Annotated in this window: 19 protein-coding genes and 2 pseudogenes; 10 read left to right on the top strand and 11 right to left on the bottom strand. The window is 66.7% G+C overall.

All coding sequences use genetic code 11. The features are described 5' to 3' along the window. Nucleotides 1-147 precede the first annotated feature (147 nt). From VF106_RS27260 to speD, 7 genes are all read right to left on the bottom strand, one after another. Entirely contained in the window at nucleotides 148-372 is a 225-nt protein-coding gene (locus tag VF106_RS27260; RefSeq protein ID WP_330842705.1) for a hypothetical protein, read from the bottom strand. A gap of 205 nt (nucleotides 373-577) precedes the next feature. Continuing rightward, complete coding sequence (locus VF106_RS27255; RefSeq protein ID WP_330842704.1) at nucleotides 578-892, bottom strand: hypothetical protein; 315 nt, start codon at nucleotides 890-892, stop codon at nucleotides 578-580. A gap of 366 nt (nucleotides 893-1,258) precedes the next feature. After that, nucleotides 1,259-2,317, bottom strand: a complete 1,059-nt coding sequence (locus tag VF106_RS27250; protein ID WP_330842703.1) for a hypothetical protein — start codon at nucleotides 2,315-2,317, stop codon at nucleotides 1,259-1,261. Between the two features lie 131 nt (nucleotides 2,318-2,448). Further along, the gene (locus tag VF106_RS27245) at nucleotides 2,449-3,093 is read right to left on the bottom strand and encodes a response regulator (protein WP_330842702.1); all 645 of its coding nucleotides are present in this window, start codon (nucleotides 3,091-3,093) and stop codon (nucleotides 2,449-2,451) included. Beyond that, nucleotides 3,090-4,232 (bottom strand): sensor histidine kinase, encoded by a 1,143-nt coding sequence (locus VF106_RS27240; RefSeq protein ID WP_330842701.1) that lies wholly within the window; start codon nucleotides 4,230-4,232, stop codon nucleotides 3,090-3,092. Before VF106_RS27240 ends, VF106_RS27245 begins: the two co-directional genes overlap by 4 nt. Nucleotides 4,233-4,546: 314 nt before the next feature. Then, the gene (locus tag VF106_RS27235) at nucleotides 4,547-4,981 is read right to left on the bottom strand and encodes an ester cyclase (protein ID WP_330842700.1); all 435 of its coding nucleotides are present in this window, start codon (nucleotides 4,979-4,981) and stop codon (nucleotides 4,547-4,549) included. 1 nt (nucleotide 4,982) lies between these two features. Continuing rightward, nucleotides 4,983-5,375, bottom strand: a complete 393-nt coding sequence (gene speD / locus VF106_RS27230; protein ID WP_330842699.1) for an adenosylmethionine decarboxylase — start codon at nucleotides 5,373-5,375, stop codon at nucleotides 4,983-4,985. A gap of 2,005 nt (nucleotides 5,376-7,380) precedes the next feature. Between speD and VF106_RS27225 the strand changes: the two genes are divergently transcribed. From VF106_RS27225 to VF106_RS27210, 4 genes and pseudogenes are all read left to right on the top strand, one after another. Then, on the top strand, nucleotides 7,381-7,833 hold the full coding sequence (locus VF106_RS27225) for a hypothetical protein (protein ID WP_330842698.1): 453 nt from the start codon (nucleotides 7,381-7,383) through the stop codon (nucleotides 7,831-7,833). 78 nt (nucleotides 7,834-7,911) lie between these two features. Further along, nucleotides 7,912-8,040: pseudogene (locus VF106_RS27220) on the top strand (ATP-binding protein); the annotation flags it as partial. Further along, nucleotides 8,037-8,702: a response regulator gene (locus VF106_RS27215; RefSeq protein ID WP_330842697.1), complete on the top strand. Its 666-nt coding sequence runs from the start codon at nucleotides 8,037-8,039 to the stop codon at nucleotides 8,700-8,702. The pseudogene VF106_RS27220 and the gene VF106_RS27215, both read left to right, overlap by 4 nt. Nucleotides 8,703-8,880: 178 nt before the next feature. Next, complete coding sequence (locus VF106_RS27210; protein ID WP_330842696.1) at nucleotides 8,881-9,138, top strand: hypothetical protein; 258 nt, start codon at nucleotides 8,881-8,883, stop codon at nucleotides 9,136-9,138. Here the strand turns inward: VF106_RS27210 and VF106_RS27205 are convergent. Continuing rightward, nucleotides 9,135-11,375, bottom strand: a complete 2,241-nt coding sequence (locus tag VF106_RS27205) for an RCC1 domain-containing protein (protein ID WP_330842695.1) — start codon at nucleotides 11,373-11,375, stop codon at nucleotides 9,135-9,137. The two genes, VF106_RS27210 and VF106_RS27205, sit on opposite strands and share 4 nt — an antisense overlap. A 552-nt stretch (nucleotides 11,376-11,927) precedes the next feature. Between VF106_RS27205 and VF106_RS27200 the strand changes: the two genes are divergently transcribed. Further along, complete coding sequence (locus VF106_RS27200; RefSeq protein ID WP_330842694.1) at nucleotides 11,928-12,185, top strand: hypothetical protein; 258 nt, start codon at nucleotides 11,928-11,930, stop codon at nucleotides 12,183-12,185. Between the two features lie 17 nt (nucleotides 12,186-12,202). Further along, nucleotides 12,203-12,718, top strand: a complete 516-nt coding sequence (locus tag VF106_RS27195; RefSeq protein ID WP_330842693.1) for a hypothetical protein — start codon at nucleotides 12,203-12,205, stop codon at nucleotides 12,716-12,718. 494 nt (nucleotides 12,719-13,212) lie between these two features. Here VF106_RS27195 and VF106_RS27190 read toward each other — a convergent pair whose 3' ends face one another. From VF106_RS27190 to VF106_RS27180, 3 genes are all read right to left on the bottom strand, one after another. Beyond that, the gene (locus VF106_RS27190) at nucleotides 13,213-13,530 is read right to left on the bottom strand and encodes a hypothetical protein (RefSeq protein WP_330842692.1); all 318 of its coding nucleotides are present in this window, start codon (nucleotides 13,528-13,530) and stop codon (nucleotides 13,213-13,215) included. A gap of 107 nt (nucleotides 13,531-13,637) precedes the next feature. After that, nucleotides 13,638-13,892, bottom strand: a complete 255-nt coding sequence (locus VF106_RS27185) for a hypothetical protein (RefSeq protein ID WP_330842691.1) — start codon at nucleotides 13,890-13,892, stop codon at nucleotides 13,638-13,640. A gap of 40 nt (nucleotides 13,893-13,932) precedes the next feature. Next, on the bottom strand, nucleotides 13,933-14,313 hold the full coding sequence (locus VF106_RS27180; protein WP_330842690.1) for a hypothetical protein: 381 nt from the start codon (nucleotides 14,311-14,313) through the stop codon (nucleotides 13,933-13,935). A 386-nt stretch (nucleotides 14,314-14,699) separates the two neighbouring features. On the opposite strand from VF106_RS27180, the gene VF106_RS27175 reads away from it, so the two are divergent. The 4 genes and pseudogenes from VF106_RS27175 to VF106_RS27165 all read left to right on the top strand — a co-directional run bounded on the left by VF106_RS27175 (nucleotide 14,700) and on the right by VF106_RS27165 (nucleotide 18,786). Next, entirely contained in the window at nucleotides 14,700-14,960 is a 261-nt protein-coding gene (locus VF106_RS27175) for a Ycf46 family AAA ATPase (protein ID WP_330842689.1), read from the top strand. Further along, a pseudogene (locus tag VF106_RS51015) lies at nucleotides 14,957-15,982 on the top strand (transposase); the annotation flags it as partial. The gene VF106_RS27175 and the pseudogene VF106_RS51015, both read left to right, overlap by 4 nt. A gap of 328 nt (nucleotides 15,983-16,310) precedes the next feature. Next, nucleotides 16,311-17,201 (top strand): transposase, encoded by an 891-nt coding sequence (locus VF106_RS51010; RefSeq protein WP_414639068.1) that lies wholly within the window; start codon nucleotides 16,311-16,313, stop codon nucleotides 17,199-17,201. Between the two features lie 61 nt (nucleotides 17,202-17,262). Next, nucleotides 17,263-18,786 (top strand): aromatic amino acid lyase, encoded by a 1,524-nt coding sequence (locus VF106_RS27165; RefSeq protein ID WP_330842687.1) that lies wholly within the window; start codon nucleotides 17,263-17,265, stop codon nucleotides 18,784-18,786. Nucleotides 18,787-19,135 lie beyond the last annotated feature (349 nt).

Raw genomic sequence — 19,135 nt, 5'->3', positions numbered from 1 at the left:
AGCGAGTGGTGACCCGAACAATGCCGTTGAGGAATACCGTGGCCACGGCGAAGAACTGTGACCTCACTCAACACAACCGGCCGGGTCCGCACCCACACGCGTCGCTACAGCGCCGCCAGCGCCATCTGAGCCCCCATAACGACCCGATCAGGCGCCGCCGGGAGTGACGTCCTTTCCCGGCACGGGATCGATCATCATCCCGCGCCGGTGGTCCGCAGCCGCGGACGTGTTCGGCATACGTCCCTCCTCCTTGCGCAATAACCGCAACTCCCGCCGCGCGGCCCGGCCAGCCTTCCCACCCCGGCCCACCACCAGCGCCACGACGAGAAGTACGCCCACGAGTACAACTACTGCTGCTCCCCAGATACTCATGTGCTCAGTATGCGTTTCGGCAGATCCCAACGCGGTGAAATCGAACAAGTTGGTGGAGCGCAGCGTCTACCCGACCTAGGTCGCGACGAAGTCGCCGTGGCACGCCTCGAGTTCCTGGCCCTAGCGCGGTACCTGACTGGCGACCGAACACTGAGCAACCACGAGACCGCGACGAGCGGACCGTATATCCGCAGTTGACGACCGATTAGAGACCAGTTATGACGAAGTGTGCACGGAAGGCGGAAATGAATCGCTCCGTTTGTTGCGCGACGGCGAAAGGTTGCTGTGCCGCCCAGCCCTGGAGGCGCACCAGCGCCGTCCGAGCATTCGAGCGTTCTCCCGCCAACGCGTAACCCACAGCAAGGTGCGCGAGGTCGAAGTTAATTTTCGCCGTATTCTCCAACTTCTCGTTGATCTCACGCAGAGACGGGTACTGTGCGAAGAATGGCCCGCCGTAGGTTCCGAGGTCGGCCAGCACGTTAAGCACCATTGGGGAGATTTCCGCCTCTGTTTCGACCACCCACCGCACGCTGCCACCCTGACCTGCGGCATAAACCAGGTCCGCGAGGGACGTTCCTACCTGAGACGGGTCCCCGGCAGGCCGAAGAACCGCGAGGTGAGTTCGGACACGCGTACATGCCGCACCCCCAAGCTGGGGTTCAGTGACAATCCGTAGTCACGTCGCCCCAGGTCAAGGCCCAAATCCGCCCGGATGTCCTGGCCACCCGGCCTCGAGAAGCTCGCGTACTCGTCCTCCTCGACCAGGTCAATTTTCCAGCCATGGGATGCGGCCTCTTCAGTGAAGCGCGAAAGGAACCGCTCAGCTAGGAACCACATGCCGGGCACGTCCAAAAGGTCGACTACTCACAACACTGCTCTCTCGTGATCAGGATGGGAACATTACGGGTTCGCCTTCGTCACGGAGGTTTTCGAGGTCGCCGGTGAGACCGATGAGGGTTTTACGTCGGTTCAGTTCGTTCCAGTAGGTGGGTTCGTGGTAGGCCTGCCAGTCCAGGACTGCGGAGGTTAGTTCGGTTCGTTTGCCCAGGTGGAGGATGTGATCGCAGAGGTCGGCGACGGTCTTGTCTGCGAGGTCCGCGATGAACCCGGGTGGGTAGATGCCGGGGCCGAAGATGTCGGTCGCCGGCAAGGTGCCGTAGGCGGTACGCCGGGCGGCTGCGATGGCGGATCGTGGCCACCCCGCGACAGTCGCCTCGACGATCGCGGCCCGGTCGGCGGCGACCACGGCATGGGTGTGTACGACGCTGACACTGCCGGGGTGGTGTTGCTCGATCAACTTGGTCACAGTGTCCGATGCTTTGGGGAGTTGGCGGTAGAAGTGCACGGCGCCGCCAACGGTGACACAGCGTCGTCCCGTGTCGAGGACCTCGCGGGTGATCACGTCTGCCCAGGTGTGGTTGCGTTGCATGAGGAGCGGGAACAGGTCGTTCGGGCCGGTGACGCTTGACCAGTCGATCGGCGGGTCGGGCAGCAGCACCCGCAGCGGCCGGGGCCTGTCTCCGTAGAGGTTGATCGCTCTGGCCAGGCTGAACACCCGTTCCAGGGCTGGGAAGTCGCCGTTCGAGTTGGGGCTCTGGGTCGTGTCACGCCAGACCAGCTGCAGGTCGGACCTGCGGACAGTTTCGCCGAAGACATAGGCGTCGGCCACGTTCTGGTACCGCGAGTTGCCGAACTCGACCACGACCGCGTCGACAGCGTGGAACCTCGGGTGTTGCATGAGCACGACGAGGAAGTCCCAGGTGTCTTGGAGGTGGTGCACGCCCTCGCCGAGCGCGACGACCGAGGTCGCCGCGAACAGGTTCAGCAGGCCGTCGACACCGGGTCGAGGTTTCCCGGCCCGGCTGTTCGGTGCCGCGCTCACGGTGTCGGTGATTCCGGCGGCCAGCGCCCCGCCAAGAAGGGTGCGACGTCGTAGGGAGGTCATGCGGTAAGCCTCGCTTGGGTGCGGACCTGGCCGCGACGGGCGAACGTCGCGGCCAGGTCCGCACTCATCGGTTGACGGCGTGTCATCTGATCGGGCGACAAGCCCCTGTCAGGTGAGCAGGGGAGGCGGGCTCAGTCGATGGTCGGGAGTGTGATGAGGCGTCGTGCGAGGGCGGTAGTGACGGCGGCTGTGCGGTCACCAACCTCGAGCTTGGTGAAGATCCTGGTGAGGTAGGTCTTGACCGTGGCCTCGGAGACCGTGAGCGCGATGGCGATGTGCCGGTTGGTCGAACCGCCGGCGACGAGCGTGAGCACCTGCCGCTCACGGGCCGACAGCGGCTCAAGCGTGGTGGCACGGTGCTGGCGGACGAGTGTCGTTGCGACAGAAGGCGTCAGTACCGACACGCCGTCCGCGACGGCGCGAATGGCGTTGAGCAGGTCGTCACGGCCGGTGTCCTTGAGCAGGTAGCCGAGCGCGCCGGCGGCGACCGCCCTGGTGATGTCGGCATCCGAGTCGTAGGTGGTGAGCACGAGGACGCGTGGCGGGGACGGGAGCGCGGTGATGCGGGCGGTCGCGGCCACCCCGTCGACACCGGGCATGCGCAGATCCATGAGGACGACGTCCGGCCGCAACTTCGTTGCTAACTCGACCGCGGCGGCGCCGTCGGCGGCCGTCCCGACGACGAGGAGGTCGTCGTGCGGCTGGATCATGGCCGCCACGCCGTCCCGGATGACGGCGTGGTCGTCGACCACCAGGACGCGGATCGGTTCGGTCATGGGCCTTCCCCAGTGGGCAGTACGGCGGTCACGGTGGTGCCGGCACCTCGTTCGCTGGCGATCGACAGGGCGCCGCCGACGGCCCCGACCCGTTCACGCATGGTTGCCAGGCCGAACCCGGTCGTGGGTTCGTTCGAGTCGAATCCCTGGCCATCGTCGTGGACCGTCACGTACAGGGCGTCAGCTCGGTGGTCGACGTCCACGACCACTTCGGTGGCGCCAGCGTGCTTGCCCGCGTTGGCCAGAGCCTCCTGCACAATCCGCAGGGCGACCACGTCGACGCCGGGACGGCCCGCCCCACGGACGGACGACCGTGCCGCCACCCCGGTGACCTCGATGAACCGCGCGCACACCTGCCTGATAGCCCCGGCGAGAGTGCCCGTGTCGAGTTGCTCGGGCCGCAACGCCTCCACCGCGCGGCGGGTGTCGACCAGACACGACTTCGCGGACTGCCGCGCCCGCTCGACGAGCAGTGCACCCGGCCCGTCGAGGTGCTGCTCAGCGGCCTGGAGCTGGACGAGTACACCGGCCAGTCCCTGGACCAGGGTGTCGTGCAGCTCGTGTGCGAGCCTCTGCCGCTCCGCACGTCGCGTCACCTCCGCGAGCTCGGCGCGGGTGGCGGTGAGCTTGTCGAGCAAATCCTGTCGGCGCCGGTTCTGCCGCCTCAGCGCCTGCACCGCACCAGCGGTGCACAACCCAGTGAGCACCGGCAGCGCTACCCCCACGATGCCCACGTAGGCAGGTCCGAAGCGGATGACAGCCCCCGGCTGCCACCCGGCGAACCAGCCCCGCAACAGCGGCTGCACCACCAACGGCAACCCGGTCACGACCACACCGACCCCAACGGCGGCAACCCGCGACAACCGCACAAACGTGATCGGCATCAATCCGAACGCGACAGCCGAGAACATCGGGAACAACGCCGCCCCCACCCCGGCGACGACCGCACACGCGACCACACTCCGCCGCACGACGGCTCCCACCAACACCAGCCCACCAGCGACCAACCAGTTGACACCGATGGGAAACGTGACAAGCGTGGCGACCCCAGCGATGGCGACGGTGAGCAGATACAGGCCATTGAGGGCCCGCACCCACCGATCACCGTCCTCGCCCGGCACCCACACAACCCCAGTCAACCCCCAACCGGATCAAGCAGACGTAATATGCACCGCGCTCCCCGAGCGCTGCTCCACCATCCGTTCATCGGCGTGAGCCGGTTGACGTCGGTCTGAGTGACCGGTCTGCGCACGAACCATGGCAGCACACCTGCCTCCGCCACATCACCCGGCACTGCGCCCCGTGCCGACTCAGCGAACCTCAGTACGTGACAAGGGGTAGCGGCGGATGCGATTCGGCCAGCACTCTTCCATCACCAGCGCCGGCCGGGCACCGGGACGAGGACAGCTCATACCGGGCGAGGTCCGCTCGGCGGGGCCGGCTGTCCGGGTACTCATTCGGTGATCTGGCGCATCAGGCCGTAAAAGTCCTCATTGTGCCACCAGGAGGTGATCAACGGGCCGCGGAAGCGGAGGATGTCGATCCCGGTGAGGCTGACCCGGCGCCCGGTCCCTGGAATGCCCAGCAGTGTGCCGCGGTGGGTGCCCTCGGCCAAGTAGCGGCCGACCAGCTTGTCCCTGGAGATGATCACGTCCTGCACGGCGAATACCAGGTCTGGAAACGCCTGGTGCCAGTCCATCGCCATGGCGATGTGACCGGCCTTGGTATTGGGAAATCCGTTGATCGGCCGGTCGTCGGCGAAGTCCTCGGCCAGGACCCGACCGCCCGCGGAATCGCCGTTGTTCCACAGCTCGCCCAGCCACACGTCCTCATAGAGGCGGCGCATTTCGACCGGGGTGATCGCGGTGAAGATGTGCTGGTCCGGCACGCTAGTCCAACCCCCTCCGGCACTCGCGAGTGATCATCTTATCCGGGCGAAAAGAGCCGTTCAGCACGGGCAGGGCGCGCCTCGGGTCGGCGTTTCCGCACATAAACAGGTCGATCGCGGCGAACAGGTGCTCCGGCCAGCTGTGGATGCTGATGTGTGACTCGGCGAGCACCGCAATTCCCGTTATTCCTCCACCCGGCTCGAAATGGTGCAGTCGGATGTCGATCAGGGTGGCGGACGCGGCCTCGGTACAATCGATCAGCGCCTGCCGGACAAGGTCGATATCGCCGGTGCCGTGCGCTCCGATCAGATCCACCAGAAGGTGTGTTCCCTTGGCCATCCGAGCCGGCGCGTCACTCCGCTCGATGCTGCCGGCAAACTCGATTTTCTCCACCAACTAATCCTCCAAGTCTGTGTAGGTCCGGTCGATCAGCGTCGCCTCGCCGGATGACCGTTGGATGACCGTTGGACGACGTCCGGCCAGCGCAACCATGGGCAGAATCGCGACAACCGAAGCGGTAATGATTTTGGCGCCTCATGATCACGAATTCTCCGATAGATATGTTCTGGCGAGAGAACAACATCAGAACGGTGCTGAACGGATCGCCGCTGATAATCTCAGGACCACTCCGGGACCGGTCCCGGAAACGAAACTGGTCAACACGACGAGCACCCGATGATCGTCGATGAGCAGTACGGGATCCGGGCGGATGACTTGTGCCGAGTTGGGGGCAGGACGAGGCGAGGAGCGTCTGTACCAAGCCCTCGCCATAGCCGAACACCACCAGGCCGTCAGAGCTCTGGAGCTGTGTCGGACTCTCGCCGACCAGGTCTGGGAAGCCCGCATAGCTCAACGCGGTTGGCTGGCATGCCCGCCTCGGTGAGTACGACCAAGCTCGCGAACACGGCCATGCGGCGCTCGCCCAGGTCCTGAATCCGGAGTTCGTAAGGCCGAGAACGCGGCGTCGAGATCGTCGGCCCGCGCACGATCCGGTAGCAGGCTCACCCTTCGCGCCAGGGACACACCCTGGTGCGAACGAACCAGCCGAGGTGTGACAGTTGGGATGGTGGCGCTGAGGCGCTCTTGGTGCAGGAGGCTGGCTATGAAGGAAAAACTGCGCAGGTGGCGGAAGGCGCGTGCGCGAAAACGGAGGCGGCGCGGCGACCGGCGCTCCACCGAATGGAACGAAATCACCCGCTACGGAGACCCTTTCGACTGATCCGGTCGTGGTGCCGGACCGTGCGGCCGGAAGGCTCATCGGTTGCGGTGGCCCTCGAGTTGGCCCGTGCCCGGCTCGCCGCGGAAGGGCTCACCGATCCGGAGATCGCCGCCGCACTGTCTCAGCGCCAGAACGGTTTGGTGACACCTGAGCGAGGTCCTCGGCACGCTGGGCGTCAGTAACCCGCCGGGGATGCGGCAGCCGCTGTGCGGTCATGGTCGGACGGCCAGCCTTGTCCAGTCATGCCCCGGCGCCCTTAACCGGCTCTGGCACATCCCCTTCAACCGGATCGACAAGCTGAACGAATAAACTCGTCCGCGGCAGAGAACACATCTACTTCGGCTGGCAGTTCGCCACGAAGGCCGCGAAAACCCTACCCGACTACGCGGTCAGGCACTACATGCAGACACTCGCCCGCGACCCCGAAGCCCTGCGCGTTCGTTGGTTTGGTGGCCATCGTGATCACATCCTCGAGGAAGCCACGGGGTGTTCGACACCGGTTCGTCTGTGGGTGCCGCGCCGCCGCGACAAAGCGGCGTCCTCCTCACGCACCTGCGCCCGGCCCGCGATGTGCCCGTCCACTGGTTGGTGTCCGTCTCGGCTGGCCTCGTGGTCATGACAAATCCAGGCATCGCACCGAGCTGCAACACACCGCGTTGCAGACCACGTCCCGATCGAGCACCTGCCCCTCCGACAAGCAACACCCTCCACGTTTTCCTCGTGCTCGCGACGAAATAGCCCACCCCTACACCTAACGCGAGCTGTGCTCCGGTTTTCATTGTTGTGCTCCTCTTGTCGCGTCGACACGTTCTGGTCGCTCTCGAAGCACAATGACCCGCAAGCCGCAAGCACGGTTCTCACCGACAGAATGGGGTGTTGTTCCTGTAGGACAACGAGGTCGTGTACCACCACCCTTGCTCGACAAACGGCTGACCACGCATAACGCGACAAAATGCCGCCGCGGACATACGTGAACACTCTCCGTGGCCGCAGGCGTCAACAGATCACAAGTGTCTACAGTGGTCAGAAAATTGCGTGTTCTTCACGTCCCTCGCAAAACCCGTGCACTCCGTCCACAGAACCCAAAGCGTGCCGACGCGCCCCAGACGGTCGGTGTTTTGTGGAGCCGCGAGCGGGTAGGCCGTGCTTGGTTGTTTCAACCGGACGGGAGGTCACACCATGAACCAACCGTACGATCCCGACCGGACACATCTCGACCCCACACCCGCCGAGGATCCGGCAGTCGGTGCCGAACCGCCAGTGGTCGAGCAGGAAGAAGAAGTCGTGGATCCCGACCAGCGGCGACGCCGGGCCGTCACCATCGTGTGCACGGTGATCAACGTGATCTGTGCCGTGTTCGCCGTGGTGCTGGCATTGCACATCATCCTGGTCATCGGTTCGGCCAATCAGGCCAACGGGTTCACCGGCTTCATCAACGACTGGTCCTCCGCCGTGTCGCTCGGCCTGCGCGACCTGTTCACGCCGGCCAACGAGAAGGTCCGCACACTGCTCAACGACGGCATCGCCGCCCTCCTGTGGCTGCTCATCGCCGCCGTGCTGACCTACGTCATCCGCCGCTTCGCGCTACCCGCCCCGCGCCGCGTCGCGCACTACCGACGCGCCTGGCGCTGAAGAAGCCCACCGAGGACCGAGGCCAAGGCCTGACAGGGCCGCCTCCCGGTCATCCGAAGGCGGTACAGGCGAGGCGATGCCGGCCACGGGCTGGTCGGCATGCGCGAACGAGTCGCCGTCTACGCGGGTGAGTTCGCCGCGGGACCGCTGCCAGGCCGCGGGTTCAGGGTCTTCGCCAGCCTTCCGCTGGAGGTGGTGTCCGCGTGACCGACATCCGGGTGTTGATCGCCGACGACCAGCAGTTGCTCAGGGCGAGTTTCGCGGTGCTGGTCGGCGCCGCCGCTGGACTGGAAGTCGTCGGCGAGGCCGGTGACGGGCTCCAAGCCGTCAAGCAGGCCACCGAACTGCGACCGGACGTCGTGTTGATGGACATCCGGATGCCAGAGCTCGACGGGATCGAAGCCACCCGGCGGATCTGCGGGACACCGGCGACCGAGGGCGTGAAGGTGCTGATCCTGACCACCTACGACCTGGACGCCTACGTCTTCTCGGCACTGCGCGCGGGCGCAAGCGGATTCCTGCTCAAGGACACCCCGGCCGGCGACCTGCTCTCGGCCATCCGGGTCGTGGCGGCCGGCCAGGCGCTGCTCGCACCCACCGTGACCCGCCGCCTCATCGGGGAGTTCGCCCGACAACCGCAACGCCGGCCACAGCCGGGCCGCTCACTGAACGGCATCACAAAGCGGGAACGTGAAGTGCTCGCACTCATCGGCCGAGGGCTGTCCAACCACGAGATCGCCGACCACCTCGTCGTCAGCATGGCCACCGTGAAAACCCACATCGGGCAGTTACTGGCCAAACTGCACGCCCGCGACCGCGCCCAACTGGTGATCGCCGCCTACGAAAGCGGCCTGGTCACAGTGGAGTGAACCCACAGACCGCGCGCCAGCCACACGCAGCGTTGAACAACGCGCCCACCGCGGGCAACATGGGAGCGGGACCCAGGGTTTCCCCTGAGGAGCGAAACAGCGTGTCGTTGGCCGTTGGTTTGGCGCTCCAGCTACGCGCTGGCCGCCGTTCGCGCGTGGACCCGGCACGACCAGGCGATTGCCGGGTTCAACCGGGCACTGGAGCGGGAGCACGGCTGACCGGCTGACCGAGGAGGCGCTGCTCGCCGGCCCGGTCCGGCTGCGGCACGCGCCCGTCGCGCCCGACCGCCTGCGTCGACTGGCCGAGGCGTTCGACGACGCCATCGTGTTGTTCGGACTCGGGGAGCACGCCGGGAACCCGCCCCGCCCGACCGTCATGCCCGAGCGCGGGCGGCATGCCACACCGCCCGCGCCGGACTCCGGTTCCGACCACTAAGGCACCAGGGCGTACCCCCCTCCCAGGCCGCCGGCGATCGCGGTGACGCCGATCGGTTCACGCAGCCGAAGCGGCACGTTCGAGTTCGGCACCTCGGGTGTGTCGACCGGACCGAGGGCGGCGCGGATGTTGTTCCCCCACGCCCATATCCGGCCGTCGGCGTCCAGCGCGTAGCCGCCGTGCTCGTTGCCGTCGATCTCCCGAGCACCTGTCAGCCCGGTGACCCGCACCGGAGTGCCGGTCGGGCAGTAGCATTCCTGGCCGTTGCCGAGCCCGCCGAGGTAGGGGTTGCCCCATCCCCAGGCCGTGCCGTCGGCGAGCACCGCGAAGCTGTGCGCGCTGTCGGCCCCGATCGCTGTCACGCCGGTCAGGTTGAGCACCTGGCCCGGCACGTTGGCGAAGCAGTTCGGCGCCGTGGGCGGGAGGTTGTAGCACCCGTCGCCGCCGACGGTGCCCTGCCCGAGCTGCCCCTGCCGGTTGTCGCCCCACGACCAGACGGTGCCGTCGTCCTTGAGCGCGAGCGCGCCGTAGAAGCCCGCGGCGATCTTCCGCACCCCGGTGAGCCCGGAGACCTGGACCGGCTGATTCGTGTGGAAGTCGGGCGCGGCGCCGTTGCCGAGCGAGCCGAATCCGTTGGAGCCCCACGACCACACCGTGCCGTCGCTCTTCAGGGCATATGCGACGCCGTTTCCCGCGGCGATCGCCGTCACGTCGGTCAACGGCACATACCCGGGCACATCCCAACTGCCATAGTGCGGCACCCGGCCCCAGGCCCACACCGTGCCGCTGCTCGTGAGCGCCACGGTGCCGTCGATCGCGACCACGTTGTCGAGGCCCACCACCGGCACCGGGACCACGGACTTGCTGCCGGTCCACCCGTTGCCGAGCTCGCCGGTCCAGTTGGCGCCCCAGGCCCACACCGTGCCGTCGGCCCGGAGGGCGTAGCCGGTGTCCCCGTTGGCCGAGGTCGCGACGACGTCGGAAAGCCCGTACACGTGTCCCGGTGTGGCGGTGAACGCCTGGTAGGTGCCGGTGCCGAGCGCGCCGTACTCGTTGTTGCCCCAGGCGTACACGCAGTCGGCGGTGCACTGGGTGGGTGGCAGCGAGAAGTAACCGGCCAGATCGGCGATCAGGTGGACGGAGCCCGCGTAGTTGTTCAGCGCCACCAGGGCGTGGTCGCCGATTCCGGTCGTGGTCAGGTTGGCAGCCGTCTGGCCGGGCGCCAGGTTCAGGTTCGACGTCTGCGGCCGCGGTTCGGACGGCGCCCAACCGGTGATGTGGGTGCCCGCGGTGCCTTGCGTCCCGGTCAGGTTCATCACCACACCGGCCGTGTTCGCCGGCACGCTCGTGGCCAGGTCGACGTAGATCGAGTCGCCGGGGCCGACCGCGCCACCGCCGTTCCTGGTGTCCAGCACGCGCTTCGGCACCACAGGGGTGAACAGGGCGCCGTAGTCAGGCGTGTAGAAGCCGGAGATGTCGACGACCAGGTGAGCGTTGCCGTTCTTGTTGTACAGGCTGATCTTCCGGTCCGCGCCGAGGGCGACCACGACCTGGTTGGGCACGGTGGCGCCGGCGGTCAGGTTCAGGTTCGACGTGGTGGGCCGCGGTGTGCCGGCCGGCCACGCGGTGACGAACGTGCCCGTGGTGGCCTCGGTGCCGGTCACGTTGAGCGTCACCGCGGTCGCCGAGTCCGGCACCTGGTTGGACAGGTCGATGGTCTCCACCCCGTCCGGGCCGACCGGACCCGGCGGCCGGAAGCCGAAGCCCTTCCGGGTGTCCATCACCCGGACGGCGTAGTACGCGGTGAACCGGCCGGTCGCGGCGGCCTGGTCGGTCGCGTAGTAGCCGGACAGGTCGGCGATCAGGTGCACAGAGCCGTTGTGGTTGTACAGCACCACTTTCCGGTCGGCGCCGATGGCGACCGTGACCAGGTTGGGGCGGGTCTCGCCGGCCACCAGGTTCAGGTTCGACGTGGTCGGCCGCGATACCCCGGACGGGAACACGGTGACGAACGTGTCGGTCGTCGGCGCGGTGCCGGTCACGTTCAGCACCACCGCCGTGGTCGACGCCGGCACCCTGGTCGACAGGTCGAGTGTGACCGTCCCGGCCGGACCCACCGGGCCGGTCGCCCCGAAGCCGGAGCGGGTGTCCATCACCCGCACCGGCGACACCGCGGTGAACGCGCCCGGGTCGGCCACGGCCGTGGCCGACCCGGGTGTGCTGTGTGCCGATGTCACCGCGATCACCGATACGGCCAGGCTGACAGCCAAGACGAATGCGCCATGTAATCGCATTGTGCCCCCAAAGAGTTGTGGGATGACGGCATCATCGTCTCCCGGGACGGTCCGGGCAGACCCGCAACTTCCCGGCAATTTCGGGCGCGGCCAGCGACGGCGTCTCCGCGGGCAACGCTCGGCCTGAGTGGCACGATGGTCATCGGCTCGATCACGGCCGTGACACTGGACGCCCGCACCGGCCACGACGTGACCTCCGACGCGCGTCGAGCAGCATCTCATCCCGCTCGGTACCCCGGACGTCCAAATTATGTCGGCACCCATCTCGATTTCCTTGCACGGGTGGGCGCTCGCAGGTCGCGTGCCCGGGGACGATCGCTGGGCCATGCTTCTGGCGGCCCTGCCCGAGAAAGCCTTGTCGCTTACTCATGGCGGCCACGTTCGTGTTCGGGGTCGTCGCCAGCTTGCTTGGGTTCGGCCCCCCACCAACGAGAACCACCGTCACGGTTACGGGGGGCCGCTATCCGGGTTGGTGGCCACGACCACCTCGATCGGTTGGGGCCGCGTCTGCGCAGCGCGGTGGGCGCGTCCTTCCTCGTCCGGTCGGTCATGAGTTTCGCGGCGGCGGCGCTGGCCGGATCGGTGGACTTGCACAGCCCGCGGTACGCCCTGTTCCTCGCGCTGGCGGCCGCGCTGGGGTTCCTGCTGGCCCGGCCCTTCGGCAAGCACCTCGACGTGCGGCGCACCCGGATCACCGCGATGGGGCTCGCCCTGACCGGCGCCGCGACTTTGCTGGTCCGGCAGTTCGGTTGAGTGCAAGGATCGGGCTCATGCACCCAGAAACTCCCCCACTCGCACCGAAACCCAACCGCCTGGCCGCCGGCTTGTCCTGGCTGGCCGCCGGCGCGCTGGCCGTTGCCGCCTTGTTCTTCGACATCCTCCGCGCCCATTCCCAGGGCCTCGAATGGGTTCAGGGGTTCTGGCGGCAGGAGGTCGTGGACGGCACACCCACGATCGACGTGCTGTTCGGCGTGACCGTGATCGTCGGCGTGGTCGCTGTCGCGGTCGCCGCGCTGCTGGTGTTCGTGGCCGGGCAGCACCGGGCTGACATCGCGGTGGGCTCGTTCGGGATGGGTGTGTTCGTCGCCGCGGACCTGCACTGGTTCCTGATCGTCGCGTCACCTCCGCAGGGAACCCTGACCCACAGCCTGCGGCTGGGTTTCTGGCTGCTGGCCACCGCGGCCGTCGTGGCGCTGGTCGCCCTGATCTTGTCGTTCGTCGGCCGAGGCCGGCGAAGCCGAGATGGGCTGACGGTCGAGGCGCTCCGCGACAGACCACATTCGTGAGTGGCTCTCAAAGAACTCGGTGATATCAGAGACGACAACAGCCAGCAACCGCTGGGCACCGTTGTCAATGCAGACTCATCAGAAAGTCTGGCGATCCAGAATAGTCGGAAACAGCGCTCGGTCGTAGCTAATCTGTTCAGTCAGGCAAGGGCAGGGAGTTCGAGTCTCCTCCACACTCCGCCCCGCAAACAGGGCCGCCGAAGCGACCTCTAGCACCACGTCGCCACTGATGCACGGGCAAGCGACCGCGCGTCAACTCCGGCCGAATAGCCAAGCCACGTTCGTCATTCCTCGCCAAGCAGCCAGTCCCGCACCTGCAGCGACTGTGTCAATTTGCTTGATGCACCGCCGGCCAGCCCTGCGCCAACGCGTGCCGAATTGCGATGGCTTCGGTGATCAACCGGCGAACCGACACACCCACAAGCGCTACGACCGCACTGAGAGTCAGAGCTGCTGTCGACGTCGTTCAGGCGCTGCATTCTCGACGACCTGGATCAGGCTCCTCCTCCAGCCCGTCGCTCACCTCGCCTTGCCAGGGCGTTGACCTCCCATTCCTCCAAGGGATACGGGTCACCCGGTCCAGCGGCCTCATAGGTTTCCTTCGGCGTCTCGACCCGAAGGCGATAGCCACCGAAGATACGCCCTTTGCTCAGGTCTATCCGGCCGGTGTAAAGACGTTCGGCGAAGTTCGCGAGGTCATCGAGTGGCACCGCGTCGAACACGTACCTGCTGACCAGCACTTTGACGAAAGCAGCGTCGGTGGCGACCATGAGCTCCAGCGAGGGGATCTCGGGGTGCTCGAACTCGATCATGGACACATCCTCGACCTCGAGCGCGGGACGGACGGAGACCTGCAACCTGGGCACCGCGCTCGAAACGATGTCGACCACCCGATCGACGTACTCCTCTGTAGCACCCACTATTCCAGCCACCTTCCACGGAGGATCGTGATGTGCTTCGTGAAGATCTTCGCCCGGAACACCTGACGCGCGAGGCCTTTGCCGAGCCTGACGCTCCTGGAGTTCTGGGCCGACCACCCCAACGCGAAACGGTTCCCATTGTTCGGTTCCACCTCCTCGAGGTGCCAGCAGGTCCGCTGGCTGACCGCGTCGCCCGAATCGAGCAGACCATCAAGCACCTGCGACGGTGACTGCCACTGGTCGGGCGTTCTCACGAACGCACCGCCGTCCCGATTTCACGACATGAGTGCGCGCCTATGTGGTGCCTCGGTTCGGCGGCCACACGGCGACGAGCCTCTCGCCGCCGTACAGGGACTCGTAGTGGATCTCTATATTGATCCGCTCCCGGATAAGGGCGGCGAACTCCGCGTGCCGATCGGGGTCATAGGAACTGACGCTGAGCAGATACCGTTCGTAGTCCCCGGCCAGGAACTCCCGGCCACCGAACGTCGTGGCGGAGGGCCGGACAGCGAAGGTCTCCCTGACCGTGTTCACATTCGTCTCGTTGAACGCGCCAAGGCGCATGCCATCGAAGGTCAGCACTGTGCCGGTGAGCACGGCAGGCCCCAGACCGGCGTTGACCAACAGCAACCCAGCGGTTGCGCCTGGATGGAAACCCGCGCGCAGTTGGAGCATCGGCCGCACCGAATGCCGGTAATGCTGCCGGGTCGCCCGAGCCTGCTGAACAGTCACCACAAGCGAGGCAACGGCAATGATCAGAGCACAGACCGCCACCACGGTTTCGGCACGCACCCGCAGCCCCCTCACTTCGAAGGTCGGGAGCATAGCGTCCGAGCACGCAGTCTGGTGGATCATGCTGACTGGCGTGAGGTCGACTCGGAGCGCCCTGCCGGTGTTGCCACTGGTGGGTTTCTCCGAGCCGCCTCCCGAACCCGGCGTGCGCCGCTAAGCGCACCGGGCTCTCTTGGCGGGCTGGGACGGGTCCCCGAGATGGAGGTCATCATTGGAGCCGATGGGCGTGGTCACGGTGACCGGGATGGTGACGCTAGGAGGGACGTCTGGTGAGCATTCAGGAGGAGATCCGGCTCTACCTGCTTGCGCGGGTGGCGTTGATAGTGCTGGTGACGGTCGAGGAGCAGCGCGCGCTCGAAGTGCTCGACGAGGTGCGCCGCCGACATCACCGCCGCGATCAGCCGGGCCGTGCCGAGGCGGTGGAACTGCTGCGTGCCGGGCTCGCGCACCGGTTCGGCGCCGACACAGCGCTTAGCTCGGGTGGCCGGATCGTCGCGAGCGCACATGACATCGCGCTGAGCGGTGGATGACCGTGCCGGCGGTGGAGCGACTGGCGTACGGGTACCGCCCGGACGGTACCCGGGGGTGGCGGGCCTGGCGGGCGCTGACCGGCGCGGCGGAGCGTGGTGACGAGGCCGCGATCGAGGTCGGCTGGCTGGGCTGGCTGCGTGACCCGGCCGAGGAACTCTGGGAGTTCGTGAGTCGCTGGCGCACACCGGCGGACGTGCTGGCGACGGCTGTGGATCCCGGACTGTCCGCCGAGTCCAGGGCCGCGATCGAGATGTTCTGCCTCCGACGCGACCTGGTCCCGGACAACGATGTCGACCGTGCCCTGTTTTTCGTGCTGACGGGCCACCACGAGCCGTACGGGGCACTCGACCCGGATAGCGCGCTCCTGGCCGCCGCCTACCGCGGCGCGTCCGATGCGACGCGGGAAGCATTGCGGCACAATATGATCATCCTCGGTGAGCTGAACGCGGCCCGGGTGATCGCCGACCATCCTGATAGGACACTCACCAGCGCGGAAGCGGACTACCTCGCCCAGCGGCTCGCCGACGCCGGCGAGTGGGAGCGGCTGTGGCGGCTGGTCCCCGCCATGCCGCTGCCCGATGCCATGCGTGCCGCCCGACTGTTCCCGGACTGGCGACCGGCTGACGGCTGGCCGTTCCTCGCGCGGCTGGCCGGTACCGATCCGGGCACGGTCGACACCGTGTCGGCGGCAGCGGTGACCTGGCTAGGTGACTGGTGTTTTGGATGGCTAAGCATTCTGGTGTGTCGTTGGTGTTGCCAGGGTGATCGTGTAGGCAGGATGGTGTTGCACCGGGAGTGCTTCGACTTGGTCCCGGATGAGCTGTTCGCTGATTTGTTCACCGATGTGGGGCGTCGGTCGGTGCCACCGGTGATCGTGGCGGTGCCGATGGCCCTGCAACGGATCGAGGGCCTGTCGGACCGGGACGCGGTGGACCGGTTCGCGTTCGACGCGAGGTGGAAGTATGCCGCCGGTGGGTTGGACTTCGACTATCCGGGGTTTGTGCACACGGTGTTGGTGGATATGCGGGCGAGGTTGGCCCGTTCGGATCGGCCGGACCGGATCTTCCAGGTCACGGTGGATGTCGCTCGGCAGGCTGGTGTGGTGGGGCGTCGGCGGGTGCTGGACTCGACTCCGTTGTATGACGCCCTGATCGATTCCCGCAGCCGTGATGCGATGGCGATGCTGACCCTGTTGGAGGGCCGCGAACTCGACGAGCGGATCGGTCCGGCAGCACAGTTGTTGGCCAGCGTGGTCGGTCAAGACATCGTCAAGGACGAGGGCGTGTTCCGGATCGCTCGAGCGGTCGCGCCTGCCCGGGTGATCTCCACCGTGGATACCGAGGCCCGGCATGGACACAAGAGCCAGGCCCGTGGTTTCGACGGTTACAAGGGCCATATCGCGAATGATCCTGACTCCGAGATCATCACCGCCACCGGCGGCCACGCCGGGCAACAGCGGCGATGCCGAGGTCGCCGAGAACCTCCTCACCGACATCCTGCCCTCCGAAGCCGAAGACCGGGCTGCGGTCTATGGGGATTCCGCTTACGACGCTGGCGAACTGCTGACGCGACTGGACACCGCCGGTGTCCACAACGGAATCAAAGTTCAGCCGCCTGCGGCGGTGAAGGGCCACTTTCCCAAGGACCGCTTCAGCATCGACCTCGAGGCTCGGACCGTGACCTGCCCCGCTGGAATCACCGTGCCCATCCGCGCCCGCGAACGCCATGCCGGACAAGCCCGCTTCGGGGCTGCTTGCGCCACCTGCGCGTTGGCCAGCCAGTGCACCACCGCCACCGCCGGACGCACCATCACCATCAGCGACCACGAAACGTTCCTGGCCGCCGCTCGTATCCGACAGGCCGACGCGACCTGGAAAGCCGACTACCGGGCTACCCGCCCGAAGGTGGAACGCAAGATCGGGCACCTGATGCGCCGACGCCACGGCGGTCGCCGAGCCCGTGTCCGAGGACTGGCGAAAGTCGCCGCCGACTTCTCGCTACCGGCCGCCGCAGTGAACCTGGCCCGGCTCGGCGCCCTCGGGATCGCCCACCGCGCCGGCGGCTGGGTGACATCCGCGGCATGGGCGAACCCGATTCCAGCGCTCACCCGGCTACAGCCCAACAACCACAGGTGCCAGCAGGGCGGCAATCCGCGACCCAAGACCAAACTGATCACCAGCCCGCCACCTCACCAGAGCAGATCAAGCGCTACAAGCACCCGTTCGACACCAGTCACCTAGGCCCCTTGCCGGAACGAATCGGTCGTCCGGGAGAGGCACTCGCCGCCGAGGTACGAACTCGATGACCAATCGTTTCTCTCTACCACCCGATTCCATAGCTGTCCCCGCTCCCCTACCCGACAATCTCGGAGCTGTCAGGTTCGCCAACGGCGCTACGGAACTCACCATCCCGCTCCTTGCGGCCATCGCCATCGACCGCGCGCTGGTGTATGTGGACGACGGCACGGTGTCCGAGATTCGCGAAGCGCACGAAGCAGCGACCACGATCTCTCGGCGAATCGCGGTGTACGGGCGGACGACCGGAGTCGGCGCCAACCGCACCGTCGATGTGGACGCGAACGACCCCGACCACGGGATGAGGATCCTGCGCAGCCACGCGGCCGATGCGGGCGCACCCGTTCCCTCCCGCGCCGTGCGCGGGATGCTAGCGGTCCGTCTGCGGCAATTGTGCGTTCCGGGATCAGGTATCCGCCCCGACGTTCTTACGGGCCTCGCCACCATGCTCAATGACGATGCATTGCCCGAGGTCCGCACGTTCGGATCTGTCGGCACGGGTGATCTCGCCGCGCTTGCCGGCACAGCGCTCACACTGGTGGGTGAGCGGGAGGCGTCCCGTCCCGTTCGCCCGCTTCCGCAATTCGGCGCTGACAGCGCCCTCGCATTCATCAGCAGCAGCGCGCTCACGCTCGCACGCGCCGCGCTCGCCCTGCACAACCTCGAGGCCTTGGAGCGCTCTTCGGCTCACATCTTCGCCTTGACGGCACGTGCCATCAACGCGAATCCGGAGCACTGGTCACCTGCCGCCGCGGCAGCGACCAGCAGCACTGGCACCGAGGCGGTGACGGCAGCCATCAGACGGGCGCTGCCCAACCCCGAGTGTGCCGCAAGGATTCAAGATCCGTACGGCATCAGAGCCTACCCGCATGTTCACGGCACGTTCCACGACGCACGTCGGCGCGTCGCGGATCTCGTGACGGCGCTGATGAACACGGCACAGGAGAACCCGCTGTTCCTCTTCAAGGGCGAGGGATCGGCAGTCCATCATGCCGCGTTCTTTCAAGCTGACCTCGCCCAATCGATCGACGCGCTCACCCTCGCCCTGGCAAACACCATGCCCCTGACAACAGCACGCATCCGCATGCTCTCAGAACCGTCCTATACGGGACGCCAACCCTTCTTGTCATCGCCACACGCCGGGGCGTCCGGCGTCCTGATCGTCGAGTACATCGCCGCAGCCGCGGGCGCCGAACTCCGCACCTCGGCAACACCCGCCTCCCTGGGAACGGTCGTGCTCTCTCGCGGAATGGAGGAAGACGCACCCTTCGCAACCCAAAGCGTCACCCACCTGGAGCGCGCCGTCGACGCCCTGCGCATCACCTTCGGCTGTGAGCTCCTCGTGGCCGTTCGTACCCTCCGACAGCAAGGGAAATGGGACGCCGTCAAGGACCAGCCAGGACTGCGCACACTGGATCGTGCGCTCCCGTCCGGAGACGATGACCGCGACCTGCGCATGGAACTGAAGGTGAGCATCGACCTCGCCGCATCCATCGGTAACGAATCCCGCATGGGCACGGATCACTCGTAACCCGATGACCCACGCCGTCCGCTATGGGTCCCAAGAGCACACGGCGCAACACGCGCTCGAAAGCAGCACTACCGACAACTGATCAAATTGCCAGTGTATCCACCAAGGCAGATGATTTGAGGCGGCGTAACACACGCACTACCCGAAGTCAGATTGCCACGCCAGCTCACTCCGCAGCCCGCCTTGAGAACCGATCATTGTCTGGAATGGGGCTGTCAAATTAACGGCTCTGGCGCACTTTCGGTGGTGGTGTAGCGGGCCGCCGGCCGGGACGGGTTGGTGGGCTGTCATGATCGTTTGTGTCTGAGATGGCGATGTTGGTCGGTGTGGTGTTCTCGGGGCTTTCGGC

It is taken from the genome of Actinophytocola sp., assembly GCF_036378875.1.
In the GTDB taxonomy this organism is placed as follows: domain Bacteria; phylum Actinomycetota; class Actinomycetes; order Mycobacteriales; family Pseudonocardiaceae; genus Actinophytocola.
Note: the sequence above shows the minus strand (reverse complement) of the source record. Positions and strands in the feature narration are given on the sequence as shown.